13 protein-coding genes and 2 pseudogenes are annotated in these 14585 nt (G+C 63.3%); 7 read left to right on the plus strand and 8 right to left on the minus strand.

Annotated features, from left to right (window positions below; all coding sequences use genetic code 11):
- Nucleotides 1-37 precede the first annotated feature (37 nt).
- Nucleotides 38-964: an ArdC family protein gene (locus tag WDM24_RS43785; protein ID WP_029083790.1), complete on the plus strand. Its 927-nt coding sequence runs from the start codon at nucleotides 38-40 to the stop codon at nucleotides 962-964.
- A gap of 136 nt (nucleotides 965-1100) precedes the next feature.
- Here WDM24_RS43785 and WDM24_RS43790 read toward each other — a convergent pair whose 3' ends face one another.
- A complete protein-coding gene (locus WDM24_RS43790) occupies nucleotides 1101-1385 on the minus strand; it encodes a hypothetical protein (RefSeq protein WP_156928855.1) in 285 nt (94 codons plus the stop codon).
- Between the two features lie 241 nt (nucleotides 1386-1626).
- On the opposite strand from WDM24_RS43790, the gene WDM24_RS43795 reads away from it, so the two are divergent.
- Nucleotides 1627-1938, plus strand: a complete 312-nt coding sequence (locus tag WDM24_RS43795; protein ID WP_029083789.1) for a DUF736 domain-containing protein — start codon at nucleotides 1627-1629, stop codon at nucleotides 1936-1938.
- 355 nt (nucleotides 1939-2293) lie between these two features.
- Here WDM24_RS43795 and WDM24_RS43800 read toward each other — a convergent pair whose 3' ends face one another.
- Both WDM24_RS43800 and WDM24_RS43805 read right to left on the minus strand, forming a co-directional pair.
- Entirely contained in the window at nucleotides 2294-2797 is a 504-nt protein-coding gene (locus WDM24_RS43800) for a type II toxin-antitoxin system YhaV family toxin (RefSeq protein WP_176396346.1), read from the minus strand.
- Entirely contained in the window at nucleotides 2794-3135 is a 342-nt protein-coding gene (locus tag WDM24_RS43805; RefSeq protein ID WP_338832692.1) for a type II toxin-antitoxin system PrlF family antitoxin, read from the minus strand. Before WDM24_RS43805 ends, WDM24_RS43800 begins: the two co-directional genes overlap by 4 nt.
- Nucleotides 3136-3340: 205 nt before the next feature.
- On the opposite strand from WDM24_RS43805, the gene WDM24_RS43810 reads away from it, so the two are divergent.
- The gene (locus WDM24_RS43810) at nucleotides 3341-3619 is read left to right on the plus strand and encodes a DNA -binding domain-containing protein (RefSeq protein ID WP_166107013.1); all 279 of its coding nucleotides are present in this window, start codon (nucleotides 3341-3343) and stop codon (nucleotides 3617-3619) included.
- Between the two features lie 266 nt (nucleotides 3620-3885).
- Here WDM24_RS43810 and WDM24_RS43815 read toward each other — a convergent pair whose 3' ends face one another.
- The 5 genes from WDM24_RS43815 to WDM24_RS43835 form a co-directional block, all read right to left on the minus strand.
- On the minus strand, nucleotides 3886-6225 hold the full coding sequence (locus WDM24_RS43815) for a S8 family peptidase (protein ID WP_338832694.1): 2340 nt from the start codon (nucleotides 6223-6225) through the stop codon (nucleotides 3886-3888).
- A 7-nt stretch (nucleotides 6226-6232) separates the two neighbouring features.
- Entirely contained in the window at nucleotides 6233-7204 is a 972-nt protein-coding gene (locus WDM24_RS43820; RefSeq protein ID WP_224497188.1) for an AAA family ATPase, read from the minus strand.
- 198 nt (nucleotides 7205-7402) lie between these two features.
- Nucleotides 7403-8539, minus strand: a complete 1137-nt coding sequence (locus WDM24_RS43825; protein WP_414645825.1) for an RHE_PE00001 family protein — start codon at nucleotides 8537-8539, stop codon at nucleotides 7403-7405.
- Between the two features lie 284 nt (nucleotides 8540-8823).
- Nucleotides 8824-9219, minus strand: coding sequence for a type II toxin-antitoxin system VapC family toxin (locus tag WDM24_RS43830; protein ID WP_338832696.1), 396 nt, complete (start codon nucleotides 9217-9219; stop codon nucleotides 8824-8826).
- Nucleotides 9219-9464, minus strand: coding sequence for a type II toxin-antitoxin system VapB family antitoxin (locus WDM24_RS43835; protein ID WP_166293522.1), 246 nt, complete (start codon nucleotides 9462-9464; stop codon nucleotides 9219-9221). The genes WDM24_RS43830 and WDM24_RS43835 overlap by 1 nt, the downstream gene beginning before the upstream one ends.
- A 126-nt stretch (nucleotides 9465-9590) precedes the next feature.
- Between WDM24_RS43835 and WDM24_RS43840 the strand changes: the two are divergent.
- From WDM24_RS43840 to repB, 4 genes and pseudogenes are all read left to right on the plus strand, one after another.
- Nucleotides 9591-10660: pseudogene (locus WDM24_RS43840) on the plus strand (hypothetical protein); the annotation flags it as partial.
- Nucleotides 10661-10672: 12 nt separating this feature from the next.
- Nucleotides 10673-10890 (plus strand): annotated as a pseudogene (locus WDM24_RS43845) (integrase); the annotation flags it as partial.
- Between the two features lie 1401 nt (nucleotides 10891-12291).
- Entirely contained in the window at nucleotides 12292-13506 is a 1215-nt protein-coding gene (repA, locus tag WDM24_RS43850) for a plasmid partitioning protein RepA (RefSeq protein ID WP_338832697.1), read from the plus strand.
- Nucleotides 13503-14522 (plus strand): plasmid partitioning protein RepB, encoded by a 1020-nt coding sequence (gene repB, locus WDM24_RS43855; RefSeq protein WP_338832643.1) that lies wholly within the window; start codon nucleotides 13503-13505, stop codon nucleotides 14520-14522. The genes repA and repB overlap by 4 nt, the downstream gene beginning before the upstream one ends.
- Nucleotides 14523-14585: the final 63 nt, after the last annotated feature.

The raw sequence follows: 14585 nt of genomic DNA on the forward strand, positions 1-14585 counted from the left end.
CGCGATGGGCGCGGCCTCCCGAACGGAGGTTATTATAATGAGCAGGAACAGGGAAAAGTCGCGAGGCGACCTGTACGCCCGCATCACGGACCGCATCATCGCCGAGCTCGAACGCGGTGTGCGCCCCTGGGTTCAACCCTGGACCGCCGCGAATATAGCGGACCGCATCACCCGACCGCTGCGACACAACGGCCAGCCCTATACGGGCATCAACGTCTTGCTGCTTTGGTCAGAAGCCATCGCGCGCGGCTTCTGCTCGCCGATCTGGATGACGTTCAAGCAGGCCAGCGAACTTGGCGCGCATGTCCGTAAGGGTGAGACCGGCAGCACTGTGGTGTATGCAAGCCGCTTCACCAAAACGGAGACCGACGCTCACGGCGACGAAATCGAACGGGATATCCCCTTCCTCAAAGCCTACACCGTCTTCTGCGTCGATCAAATCGATGGCTTGCCCGCGCATTACTACGGTCGGCCGCCCGTCGTCACATCAACGATCGAGCGCAACGCGCACGCCGACGCTTTCTTTGCCAACACCGGGGCGATTGTTCGGCACGGCGGCTCGATGGCGTTTTACGCGCCTTCGTCCGATCATATTCAGATGCCGCCGATCGAAAGTTTCCGCGACGTGGCCTCCTATGTTGCCGTCAGAGCCCATGAGACCGTGCATTGGACCGCTCCCGCTCACCGCGTCAATCGCGATCTCAGCCGTTACGGCAAGGATCGGAGCGAACGCGCGCGCGAAGAATTGATTGCGGAACTCGGCAGCTGCTTCCTCTGCGCGGATCTCGGGATCTCTCCCGAACTCGACCCGCGGCCGGATCATGCGAGCTATGTCAAGTCGTGGTTGGAGGTCTTGTCGAATGAGAAGCGCTTTATCTTCTCGGCTGCCGCGCATGCGCAACGCGCCGTCGCTTATCTGCACGACTTGCAGCCCAAAGCAGCTGACGTCGAGGAGGCAGCATGATGAGCGCACAGCGTGATTGGGGCCGGCGCGTACCGGCCCGCACTTATCCGGCGATCAGCGCAGGGACCGCGGCCCCTTTGCTTGGCCGCCACGTCGAGGCCCCTTTATTCCTCATGCTGCGCGACCTGACAGGGATCTAGCTTCCTTCGAGGGCGGCCGCCGTTCTGGCTTTGCACAGGTCGTCGGCTTTGCCGAGCAAATCTCGTTCGCGGCCTGCGGGTTCACTTTGCGGGTCGCGTGATTCTTGACGGCTGAGCAGCGTGCTTACCTTCCGGGTTCGGGCCTCGACCAGCAAGCTTGAGGAATTGTCAGATGTGCGGTGAGCGGTGATCGGGTTCTTTCCTCGGTCAAGGTTTCGATGATCGCAGTTCGTGTTCTTGGCCGTTTCTTCTGGCACACCCACGTCGTCCTTGATTGGCATGTCTGACCGAAGGGCGGCGTCGCTTAAGCGCCGCCTCGCTCTTATCCCCGCAACAGCCGGTTACGACTTTCTTCCCCTGGACCGCTGCGCGTCCATTCCTCGCGCAAGACAAGAAAGTCGTGCCCTGGCTGCCCTCTACTGCGTGCCGGCCCCTTCGGGGTGCGGGTCGACCGCCTCCGGTCTGTCGCCAGCCATCGAGGCCGCGATGGGCGCGGCCCGGAAACTGAAAAAGGACACCACAATGGCGACCATCGGCACCTTCACCTCGACCGGCAACGGCTTCACCGGCACGGTTCGCACCCTCGCCCTCAATGCCAAAGCCAAGCTGGTGCGGGTCGAGAACCCCTCCGACAAGGGACCACACTTCCGCATCTTCGCCGGTAATGTCGAGCTGGGAGCGGCTTGGCAGAAGACCGCCAGGGACACCGAGCGCGATTACCTCTCGGTCAAGCTGGACGACCCGAGCTTCCCGGCTCCAATCTATGCCACCCTGATTGAGGTGGAAGGCCAGGAAGGTCTTCAGCTCATCTGGTCCCGCCCCAGCCGGGACTGAGGGCCCGCGAGAGCGGCCTCGCCGAAAGGCGGGGCCGCGTCTGCATTGACACCAGCAGATGTGCGCACGCTCAGGGCCTCAGGCGCGGGTATGGAGCTGTTTAGCTTATTGCTACGAGGGTATGAACCGACCAGTTTGAAACTCGAGGCCAAAGTCGTAGTTGGAATACGATAACGAACATTAATCTAAGCGAGGAGAGTGAGCTTTATCGATCCCGCACCAGGAGCACGATTAGCCCTGCGAGGCCTAGCTCCGCGACGAGATCCTGCGTCGCGTCGGGGTGGCGAGTTGCTCCGCGACCATCCGCCGAGCCGCCCAAACCTCAGCGAACGCTCGGTTGCTGGCCGAGCGAGAGCTATGTCTTGGGAGCGGCGCGAGCCAGCCGTTGCTTCGCCGAATCTGCGCTCGCCGCCGCGAGCAGGTCCGGCCAGCTGTCGGGCGGATTGCCGCGATTGAGCATCCTGCGAAACGCCGCGTAGGCGTCGTCGGCGCTCTCATAAGCGCGCAACGTCGTGTCGTCATTGACCCAGGCCAACACTATCACCTTCGCGTCCGCGGACTGCTGGTAGCGAAAGAACAGCCGGAACTGCTGTAGGAATTTTGCCCGGAACCAATGCTTGTACGCGTCGCCGAGCGTGCCGCCCTGGCGGTAGGCGTCGCGCGTCGGGTCGCTCGGAATGTCTTCGAACGCGACCTTGAGAACGGCTGCGAGTAGTTTTGTAGCGCGCTTCTTCTTGTATCCTTGCGGGTCTTTCTTCCGCGCTTTTTCGACGGCGCCGATCATTGCCTCAAGCTGGTCGAGAAACAGCGGGTGCGCGTAGATCGTCCAGCCGTTGATTTCGAGCGTTTCGTCGCTCACGCCTCGTCATCCGCAAGCGGCGCGTCGAGATCGACTTTAACGCCCTTGACCAGGTCCTTGCCGCGGGACACGAGTGAGCGCGGCACCGGCCGAATCCGCGACGGCTCATTCGCCATGTCGCGCGCGAGAAGCGAGAGAAACTTGCCGATCACGGGATCGCCATCCTCGACCTGGGCCACTTTCTTCGCGATCACGACGGTGCCATCCGCAAGCGCGCGAAACACCACCTGATCGTGCTTGCCGAGCGCGAGCATCTTCCGGATTGCCGCGGGCACGGTCGTCTGGCCACGCTCAGTGATGGTGGCGGGGATTTCGAGAATTTCAGCCGTTTTCGCCATGGCCGGCTCCGGGGGTCGCACACTCTTCGATGTAATGCATTTGCATTGTATGTCAAGCCGCCACCGGCGCGATCGAGACACAGCAGCAGCCAGGGCGCCCGGGGATGCCGGTGATGCACCACGTGGTGCGCATTTGGGATCTATTCGCCGGTGCAGCATCTAGCCTACGCTCCGGTCGCCAGAATCTCGCCCGCGAAAGTCGCCCATGCAGAAGCCCCTGCTTGACCAGGATGTCGCCGACGAAGCACCGACCGCCTCCGTTCTGACCGGCTATGACGAAGAGCACCTGGTCACCTACCTGCGCCTGCTCCATGCCGAAGCCGACGGCGCCGATTGGAAAGAGGTTGCGCGGATCGTGCTGCACCTTAATCCGGCCCAAGAGCCTGAGCGTGCTCGGCGCGCCTGGCAGACACACCTAGCTCGCGCTCGCTGGATGACTGAGTACGGCTATCGGCATTTGCTTCGCGGCGGGGCGCCGCATTGATCGCGTCTGGGCCTGCCACCTGCTCGAGCAACGCGAAGTCAGCAAGGCCGCGGCCTCAATCAAGGGGATCAAGTCTGAGTTTGACGTTTCACGTTGGCAGCGGCTAATGCCGGTGCATCGTGTCGGCATGCTCTTGTCTCGCCGTTTCCTGCGGCAGGCTTGCGGCGATCACGCGTTCGAGGATTGCGCGTCGCTCGCTCGGCCCCTCGTGGCGTCTCGCTATCCTTGAATTCCACACCGAATTGTTTAAGCATTCCGCCGGTGCGTCACGCCTGAAGACGCAGCCGCTGCCGCACTCTTTCGTAGAGCTGCACTTCGGCCTTCTGCAAGAGTTCGATGACGACGGCGAATTGCTGCCGATCGACATGGGTGGCCCAGCCGCTTTCGCAGCGCACGACAAGATAGTAGCTATCCCCATAGTCCTCGATGCCACGTTTGAACGTGACGGTGGCGGATTGGACGGTCCCCTTCTCCCTCGCCTGGGGACCGGGAACGAGATTGCAATTGTATCTCCCGGCGAGCTCCGGAAATGGACCATCGTCCTGCTCGCGCTTTCGGTAGTGCTCGAAGATCAGATCAGGTTGGCAGCCCCGAATCAGCCGGAAGCTCATGCCGACACCTGCATAATCGGTTCGCGTGTGTCGCACCGGTGGATCAAACGCCAGCGTCACGCGAATGCAGCGTTCCCCATTTCCCGCTTGAAACGCTTCGGGAATTGGAATGCGATAGACGGCAAAATGGTCGAGGGCGAGCTCGTCTTCTGCGTAGAGCGTGACGCGCGCGTCGTCGGAGAAGGCCGCGCGTTCCAGATCGACGAGGCCGTGCCCGCAGATCGCGCGCGTCGCGTCCACACCAAGCAGCTGAAGCCGCTCCTGGGCTGGCTGCGGGATTTCCGCGGAACCCACGATGAGCGCGCGCACCAGATTGGCTGAGGCATGCGGGAAGCGCGTCAGGATCTGAGCGGCGCTGAACGCAACTCGTGGGGCGGCATAGGATGTGCCCGAACCCGCCGTGAACAGGCGATCAAGATAGCTGTGATACAGCGTCAGGACGCCAGCGCTGCCGACATCCTCCCCGCCCCGCAGACGCGCGACGATGGGGTCGAAGATCAGCGTGCCGCCAATCTCGACCACGTCAGGCTTCGTGGCCCCGCCAGGCCCCGGTCCGATCCGGGAAAACGGCGCCGGCTCGTGCAGGAGCGTGATCGGGCGCACGCCCACATCCTCGGCCCGATCCGGATCGAGGCCCTCGCCATGCGCGAGCGCGCCGACGGTGATCACATTCAATGCGCCCGCGGGCTCGAAGAATCGATTGGCGTCCTCCAGAAGATAGCGCGGATATTCGGTCACCGCCTGTTCCAGGCGATTGCCGCCTCGCGGGCTGCGGTTTCCGGAGGAGACGATGATGACGACATCGAGCTCACGCGCCAGTTCATCGAGCGTGGCCGCCCACGTCCCCACCTTGCCGCCGTCGAAAACGCGTCGGCGGTCGGCCAGGGCAACGACGAAGATCCGACAGCCGAAGCGCAGGTTCAGCGTCGTGATCGCCTCGCGCATCTGGGCGGGCACGAGGCGGCGATCGTCAAAGTCACCCCGGTCGTTCACGACCTTCGCCGCACAGATACGGGCGCCGCGTTGCAATGCGCCGACGGCAAGCTGTGCGCGCAGGTCACCAAACGCGGCGACGCCGGCGACCCGGGTGCCGTGACCCCAAACGTCCGCCGTGCCGAGATCGGCGGGAACGCCGATCGCGCCGGCGACAATATCCGCCAAGAACGGGTGATCGTTGACGCCGCTGTCGATGATGCCGATGAGCGGCGCGTCCTCGGCAAGCGCGTTCAGCGCGGGAGCATCGGCCAGCGTCAGGTCGAGCGCTTCCGCCGTCGTCACATCCGGCGCAGGTGGCAGATCGATCGTCGCCACCTCCTCGATTGTAAGTAGGGTGCGAATGAGTTCGCCCGTCAGGCGCGCGCGAAACATGCTGATCGAGGGACCGATGTAGCGATCCAAGACCTCACCGGCCCGGGCCTCGACGTAACGGATGACCTCCTCGATCTTGCGTTCCCGCAGACGGCGCTCGCCAAGGTCCCAAAGCTCGATATCGACCAGGTAGGATGTTTGGGGCACAAAGTCGTTGAGGTCCGCAAACCCTTCCTCCTGAAAGCGCGAACCAATCCGGTCCCGGGGTTCGACTGACCCAATGCTCTCGATTCCTGCCACGAAATTGTTGTACGGCGCATGCTTCTGGCCGGGCGGCGCGCCGCGCTGGTAGGCATCGAGGCGGGCGCGGAAGTCCTGCATGTCTTCGTTCGAAGCGAACAGCACGAGCGTGCGGTCTGCATCGCTCGACAAGACCGTAAGCCCCAAACGCTCCCAGTCCTCCTCAAGGAGGGCGCCCGTCATTTGCACGCGCAGGATCAGAGAGGGATCGACGAATTCAGGCTTGCGCCGGCCTCTCTGCGCCTGCGTCGCCGCATTAAGTTCATCGCGCAGTTTCGTGCTGTGCTGGTCGCGATCGCGTGCCGGCGGAGGCCCGCCGCCGCCGAGCTTGCGGCGCTCGAACTGTTCGGGCAGCCGGACAAGCTCAAGATGATCGTAGCGTGCCACGATGCGCCTAGCTCGTCGGCGCGAGGCGAGACTGTCCTGCTCGGCGCCGCGCCTCATCTTCCAAGGCGCGATTGAAATCGCGTTCCTGCACCTGCTTGCGGCGGTCGATGATCATCGACTTGACCGCCTGCGTGCAGACCCGCTCGATCTCGGCGTAGGAATAGCCTTCCAGCGCCGCGGCATGCTGCATCGGATCGAAGGCGAGGGCGACATTCTTGAACCTCAACCGCAAGAATCGCCCGATCATCGACCGGCCAGGTTTGTCGAACCAGACGACCTCGTCGAACCGCCGCCAGACTGCGGGATCGAGCGATCGGTCCAGGTTCGTCGCGGCGATCAAGAAGCCCTTCGGCTGGATATGGTCGATGAACAACAACAAGCTGTTGACGACGCGGCGTAGCTCATTGTGCTCGCTGCTGTCATCGCGCGAGCGCGCCAGCGCGTCGAATTCGTCAAAAAACAGAACGCAAGGTTGCTTGCGGGCGAACTCGAAGATCTTGCGGACATTGCCGGCCGTCTCGCCCAAGTAGGACGAGATCAGCCGGTCAAGCTTGACGAGGAAGAGCGGTAGTCCAAGCTCCGCGGCGAAAATCTCCGCGCACAGCGTCTTGCCGCAGCCCGGCGGCCCGCAGAACAGCAGTTTCGAGCGCACCTTGAGGCCGTGGCGCCGGATTTCATCGGCGCGGCGAAACTCTTTGACGAGGCCAAGCAGTACGCGCACGTTCGTCGCGCCCAGGACGATGTCGTTCCGGCTGTGGCGTGGCTCAACCCGCTCGATAAAATCCGCCGCCGCCTCGGGAAACGGAATGAGGGGCGCGAGCGCCTTGGGACCGCTCGGCCGGCTCGGGCCAGCCTCGAGCGTCTTGCGCAGGCTGCGCGCCAGAACGCGATTATTCTTCTTTTCCTCCTCGTCGATGATTTGCTCTGCCACGGCGCGGAACTCATCGTCCCGACCGTAGCTGGCCAGCAATTTCTTCATCAACTCCCCGCGGGCCATGGCTCTGCTTTACTTTCCCCTGTGGGACGAATCATAACCTCAATCGAACCGTTTCACGATGGGGTTACTGCCCGATTTAAACAACGCAAATGGCCGACGGGTGGCCACAGATGGCAAATTGGATGTCCGAAAGACATATACTGACTTCGGACAAACCCGATCCAACCAGCGCGCGCCTTTTCAGAGAATCCCCCACGCCCGGTAGCGTCCCCGGCCGGTCGCCTCGCGGAGGCCGAGCTCCGCGACGAGGTTTTGGGCCGCACGGGGCGTGATCCCGAGCTCTTCGGCGATCATGCCGGCCGAGACGATCGGCCGGGTCAGCACGTAATCGAGGAGCGCCGGCAGTTTTGAAGTGGTGCGACGGCCGGCGAGTTTGCGGGTGAGCAGGTTTCTGGTCATCAGCCAGCGGTCGTGGTCCTTGCGGCCGGCCTCGGCCGCGGCCGTCATCGCCTCGAGCTGCACCGCGAGCCGTGCTGCGGCGTCGCGCGGCCGCCGGCGCTCACGCGAGATGCTTTTCAGCCCGGCATGCAGGCACGGTAGATGCCAGCGTGTCTTGCCGCGCGCGCGCAACACGCCAGCTGCGAGCAGGCGGCCGAGCCAAGGCGTGTGCTCGAGCGGTTCGATCGCGTCCCAGGCATCCGCGGCGATCGCCGCCGCCAGGGTCGGCGGCAGGGTGCGGGTCTCGTCGACGACGGTGCGCCAGTCGTCGAGGCGGCCGTCTTCGTCCCAGTCGGGATCGTAGACGAGGGAATCCCGCTCCGGCCGCGACCGAGCCTCGTCGGCGAGCCTGCGCTCCGCCCTGGCGTTCGCGGCATCGACCGCGGCGAGGGCGGCGGCCAGATGGGGATCGGTGTTGATGGCATCAAGCGGCCCTTCGAAACCCACCTCCTCCCGCTCCGCGTCCTCGTCGACCCCAAGACTTCCCTCGACTTCCTTCCGGTTGCCCGTCCCCTCCTCTCGCTCGCTCCGCCCGCGGAGGCCAGCGAGCCCGGCAACGGACTGCGCCCAATCGGGCTTCGCCTCGGCGATGCGCCGACGGGCGCGCAGCACGGCATGAGCCCGGGTCAACTCGTGGGTCGGGGCGCGGACGTCCATGCCGGCGTCGTGGAGGACAAGGTCGTCGAGGTGGACAAGTTCGCCGTCGAGCCACAGACTGGCGCAGGAGTCGGCGAAGTGCATCCGGCTGATCGCGCCGTCGCGTATTGGGCTTTTGGCCAGCCGCTCGTCGAGGCGGGCGAGCGCATCCTCGGCGGCGGCGAGCGGCCCGGCGAGCTGGGCCCAGGGCAGCGGTTCGGGGATTTTGTAGCTGGGCAGCAAGGCCTTGATAACCTTAACAGGAAGCGGCGAACGGAAGCTAACACAGCTTTGGCTTCCGTCATAGCGGGGCCTGTTCCCGGCCAGTCCTCACTATCGATAACCACCCCTTATCGATTGGGTTGGACGTCACGGCGCAAATCATTGATTCTGAGCTCTGGGAGCCCCGGACATCGCATCGTCTGGGCATCCGATCGGCCTTTGAGCCCGCCATGCTGAGGCGCTTTGCCCTTCCGGAAGACAAAGTCCCCTGCCCTTCCGGTTGCAGGGACGGCCTGGCGGCTGCCTCAGGCGGCCTCGATGTCGGTCTGCGGAAAGTCGCCGCCCTTGAACATCAAGGGCTGGCCCAGATGCCGGGCACAGGCATAGGCAAAACAGTCCCCGAAATTGAGGCTCGCCGGATGCCGGCCCTTGCCGAACCGGTCGAAGGCGTCGAGCGCGATCCGTGCCGTCTCCGGCGGCACCGCGACCACGGCGATCTCCATCAGCGCGAGATAGTCTTCGACCGCCTCGGTGGCGGCGCTGACCGAAAGTCTCAACACGCGCGCCACCGCGACCGCCGCCTCCCACACCGCCAGCGGCGAGGTCAGACGCGTTCCGGTCTGCTGCAGGCGGGCCAAAAGCTCGCGCGCCTCGTCCTCGTCGGTCAACAGCGCAGTCAGCGCCGAGGCGTCGATGAACATCAGGTGTCCTCATACAGGCTGTCGCGGAACGCCTTGTCGGCGGGCTGGCCCTGCTCCGGATTGCCCTTGGCGCGCAGATCCCGGCAGAACTGGACGCCGAGGTCGACCAAAGACGGCTTGCCCTGCTCGCGCTCGAGCTCATGGGCGAGTGCCGCGTGCACGGCTTCGGTGAGGCCGATTTTTTTCAGCGCCGCCACCTTGCGGGCCAGCGCATCGGTCTCCGGGTTCTTGATGTGGAAAGCCATGCGCATTCCTCTAGATCGTACCGTGTATCCGTATATATCACCTCGGATACACAGAAGGAAGGGCCGGTTGCCGCTAAAGCGCGCGGCCCTCGCGGCGTGTGAGGTGGCTTTTATGGTTAATGGTCAATGAACGCCTCCCCTCTCCGTCTCCCTCACGCTGGTTCCATCGAGGCCGTCTTGGCAGACCTCGATCCGGCCTCGGCTGACGACGCCCTCGTCCCAGCCCTCGCCCACGCCTTCCCAGGCTTTCAGTTCAGCGTCGCGCGGATCGACGATGACTACTGGCGCGACACCCGTTCGGTAATTCGACCGGATGGCACGCGGATTGGCGAACTGCGGCCCTGGATGACGGCGGCGCTCGCCAAGGACGGCGGCGCTATCGCCGCCTGAAAGAGACGGACCTGCAGATCACGGAGTGGCGCGGCACCAGCGCGTTTGTCTTCGCGCCGACCGGGCCAGGCGCAGCCGACTATGTTCAGGTCGCGCTCGGGCGAGAAATCGAATGGCGGGCCGGCCCTATCGTCAATCCGAACTACCGCCCGTTTGGCCAAGAGGAACTGCTCGATCCGAGTTGGCCCCGCACCGATCAGCCGCCTCAGTCGGACCGCCTGGCCGGTCCGGTCTATCGCCTCCTCGGCCGAGCCGGCGGCGCGGTGATCCACGTTCGCAGTTTTCTCGATCGTTGCGGCCGCATCGAACGCGAGAAACGCGAAGCCAAGCGGCCCGAGATGGAGGGGCGTGTCATTCGCGAAGTCGGACCTTGGGGGACGCGCGAAACCCCGTTTCTCGAGACGGTCCCCGACTGGTTCGACTACGCGCCTCGGGAGCTACGATTCTTTCGGGACTGGGAGGACTCGAGCGCCAGGCCGCATCGCGTCTTCGAACATTGGGCGCTCGATGTCCGCGATTATACGCACAAGGGAGAGCGTGAAGTCGGCTTTGTCCCCCGGCCGCTGCAGCCGCTGGCCGAGCGCCTCGCGCCGCCAAAGGAGGCGTCCATTCATATTCTGATGGACCGGATCGAGGCCGTGGACCGCGAGATCGGCCTGCCCTTCGGCTGGTTCTTCCTGATGACCCACGGCCACTGGGTCGATCCCGACGTCGGCCTGGCGATTGCGCAAGGCCTGAAGGAGCAGCGCGTGCGCCTGCCCGACCCCGATGCCCGCGTGCTGCTGCGCTGGGCGGATCGAACTTACCGAGCAACGCCGGTGAACGACATCACCTCCCGCGCGCTGATCTCCGACCCCGAAACCCGGCGGGCGCTGCAGCTCGATTCGCTCTCGGCGATCCTGCCGATGGAACGGCGCGACCGGCTCGCTGAGCTCCTGACCGACGATGACGTCGAAACGCTCAAGCAGCGCGCGAGGGCATGGGCGAGAATAGTCTGCGGGCGCTGGCCTTGGACCTCGCCTATCTCGAAGCTTGGCGCGAAGCTCGTCCGAGGCCGAATTTTTGAGGTTAGCATTTTATGAATGCCACCCGTCCTCTTTGGTGCTTCCCGCGAGCCTGTGCTGAATGGCATTGGGAGCCAGCGCAACAGGGAGATGTTGTCAGCTGACAACATCCATCCCAGGCAAGCCCCCTGTTGTCAGCTGACAACAACCTCTTCCCGGGGTGCTGTTATCTGGCAAGAGTTCCGCCCGTCGATGTCGCTATGTTGGAGTGGCTCGCAGCTCGGACCTCGGCGGATTTCCCATCGGGCCGAGGCTCGGTGCGGCTGCTTTGCTGCTTGCTATCCAAAGGAGCGACTGGCCTTCGGCACTGGGCGCCTCGTCCTGTTGAACTCGACAAGGACCGTCCGCCGCGAGGCGGGTCTTCCCAATGTCGCATGTGATGGCCCCATCTCTAACTCCAGCGATGCCGCGCCCCTGCGTGCGAATGGGCCGAACCAAGCGCATCTCAAGCTTGGCGATGGACGTCGCCTCGGCCGACTGTCCGAAGCCGGGCCAAGTCACTGCCATTACGATTGAGCCGGGCGAGGCCAGTTCTCTGCTGCTTGGTCGTGCCCGGCCGAGGTGGAGAACCGAGTCCAGGTAGCGGTCGCGGTCGCGAACGGGATGGCACCCAGGACCCGCCGTTGGCGGCACGCGGGGGAACGCGGCGTCGCCGCGGAAAGTCCCCCGTTGCAAGAAGCGTTTAGTCAGCGTCGTGAATTCGCGAGGCTCCGGCGACTATGGTATTATAATACCAATGGAAGGTTGCCTCGAATATCCGCTCGCCGCTCGCCGGGCGGGGCATGTTCAGCAGATCCGGACCGAAGCATCGACAGCGTGTTTGCCCGGCGGGGGTACAGCGTAGGGCGAGGAAGCCCTCGATTCATCTGCGACGGCTCGGGAATAGCGAGCCGTCGTTGCCGACTCTTCGCCCGTCCAACGTGGGCGCCGAAAGGCCCGTGTCGCTGACGAGGCGGCTGAAGCGGGCTGACAGGGGCTGGATGCAGCGTGCCACCGTCAGCGGTGAATAATGTCGCGGCGGCGCGCTGGCAAGAGTGGGGGAAGGGGGGACGGTTCGGAGCACTTTGCGGAGCTGCGCGCGAGGATCTCTTTGATCCGAGACGATGCACAATGGCGGCACCTTTCGATGCAGCGGCGGGAGCGGGGGGGGCCGACTCATGCTAAAGTAGAGTTCGGCCGGGTCGCTGGAGGCTTTGTTGTCAGCTGACAACAGCCGCACGACGCACCGAAAAATGCCGTCGCTTGTCGTCAGCGCGCCATTAGGCGTTAACAACTCGTTAACCCTTTAATTCTTGCTCAAATCACAGAATCGTGGCCATCTCTCAAGACGGAAATCAGGCGTCTGACGCGCAGAAACCGTTTTGAGAAAGCAAATGCCGAGCCTAGCGGAACAATCGGTTACCATGAGCGAGACTGCGTCGGCGCGGATCACTCGCCACGCCGGCATTCTTTCCGGCCAGCTTCGCTCGCTCGCTACAACGCTTTTCCCGCCTTCAGCCAGCAAGTCTCTCCGCTCGTTCACCTCAGGGGAGGTTGCGCGAATTGCCCGCGTCTCCGACGGCTACCTTCGACAGCTCTCGCTCGACGGACTCGGACCGACCCCAGCGACCGGACTTGGGGGACGCCGATCCTATACCCTGGCTCAGATTCATGAGTTGCGCGCGTATCTAGCCACGGCGCGGCCCCGAGAAGCGTTGGACTTTCTCCCGCGCCGCCAGCCGGACGACAAGCTCCAAATTATCACCGTCGCGAACTTCAAGGGCGGGTCCGCCAAGACGACGACGGCATTGTATCTTTCCCAATACCTTGCCCTTGCCGGCTTCCGGGTCCTTGCGATTGACCTCGATCCGCAAGCGTCGCTCTCCGCAATGTTCGGGTACCAGCCCGAGTTTGATATCGGGGCGAATGAAACTCTCTACGGTGCCATCCGGTATGACGAGCACCGCCGGCCGATGCGCGACATCGTCCGGCCGACCTACTTTGACGGGATAGGTCTTGTTCCTGGCAATCTCGAGCTGATGGAGTTCGAGCACCACACGCCTCGCGCAATGATCGAGCGGCGTGAACGCGGACACGACCTGTTCTTTCGCCGCGTCGCCAGCGCCATCGACCAGGTTGCCGACGACTACGACGTCGTCGTTATCGACTGCCCACCCCAACTTGGTTACCTGACCATGGGCGCGCTAAACGCGGCCACCGCGATGCTCGTGACCATCCATCCGCAGATGGTCGATGTCGCATCCATGAGCCAATTTCTCCTCATGACGTCGGATCTCATGTCCGTCATCGAGGAAGCCGGCGGGCGACTCGACCACGATTTCATCCGGTACGTCATCACGCGTCACGATCCCAACGACGTGCCCGAAGCTCAAATCGTGGCCCTCCTTCGTAATCTCTTTGGATCGGATGTGCTCCAGGCCACTGTTTGGAAATCGACTGCAATCGCCAATGCTGGCCTCACCAAGCAATCACTTTATGAGCTGGAGCGCGGCGCGGTAGGGCGGGGTGCCTACGACCGCGCGTTGGAATCAGTCGACGCGGTCAATGCCGAAATCGCGCAACTTCTTAAGAAGGTGTGGGGTCGATGAGCAAACGTACTGACACTATCAAGAGCCTTTTCACGGCCCCGCAATCAAGCACGTTGTCAGCTGACAACGTGCCCGCTGCCTTGCCGCGGGTCTCGTCGGGCTCGGTTCGCTCGTTGAAGGATTCTTTTTCCGAAGTCGAGAAGGAGAACGAGGAGCTTCGCGAAAGAATCGCATCTGGGGCTGTGATCCTTGAAATCGACCCTTCGCTTATTGATCCATCACCTTTGTCCGACCGGTTTCGCGACAATGACGATAGCTCATTCGAAGCACTCAAACAGTCGATCGCACAGCGTGGCCAAGAGGTGCCCATTCTCGTTCGGGAGCATCCTGAAGCAAAAGGGCGCTATCAAAGCGCCTATGGTCATCGCCGCGTCCGCGCCACGCGCGAACTAGGTATTTCCGTCAAAGCGATCCTGCGATCGTTGTCAGATGAAGCGCTTGTCGTGGCGCAAGGACTCGAGAACGCACCACGCGAGGATTTAAGTTTCATTGAGCGCGCCAGCTTCGCGATGCATATCGAAGATGCCGGGCATAGCCGGTCAATCGTGCAGGATGCGTTGTCGATCGATCGGGCTGAGGCATCGAAACTTCTTGCCGTCGCTCGATCGGTTCCACCCGAAGTCGTTCGAGCAATCGGGAAGGCTCCGAAAGTTGGCCGCGGCCGCTGGCAGTCCTTCGCTGAATTACTCAAGGATGCCGCGGCGCTCAAACGTGTCCGAGCGGCGATCGCTGACCCGAAATTTGCAGAGCGAGAAACCGACGCTCGATTTCTCGCAGCATTCTCAGCGGCAAGCCGTCCATCTCCCGCAGGGACATCGAAGGCACCGGACGAGAAGCCAGTCTTTTCCGCATCCGGGGACAAGATTGCGCACGTGCGTCAGGTCGAGCGCGAATTGAAGCTTACCATCGACAAGAATGTCTCGGCGACATTCGCGGCATTCCTTGTGGAGCAACTCCCGGCCATCTTCGACGCGTTTTCCAAGACGAGTGGTGGCCAGGAAACTACCGAGGTCTGACGGCCTCGTCCCGTAAACACTAACCAGGAGCAGACAAGGGAAAAGAAAAAAGGCCCCCGAAAC

The sequence above is a fragment of the Bradyrhizobium sp. 27S5 genome, from assembly GCF_037217225.1.
Classification (GTDB): Bacteria; Pseudomonadota; Alphaproteobacteria; order Rhizobiales; family Xanthobacteraceae; genus Bradyrhizobium; species Bradyrhizobium septentrionale.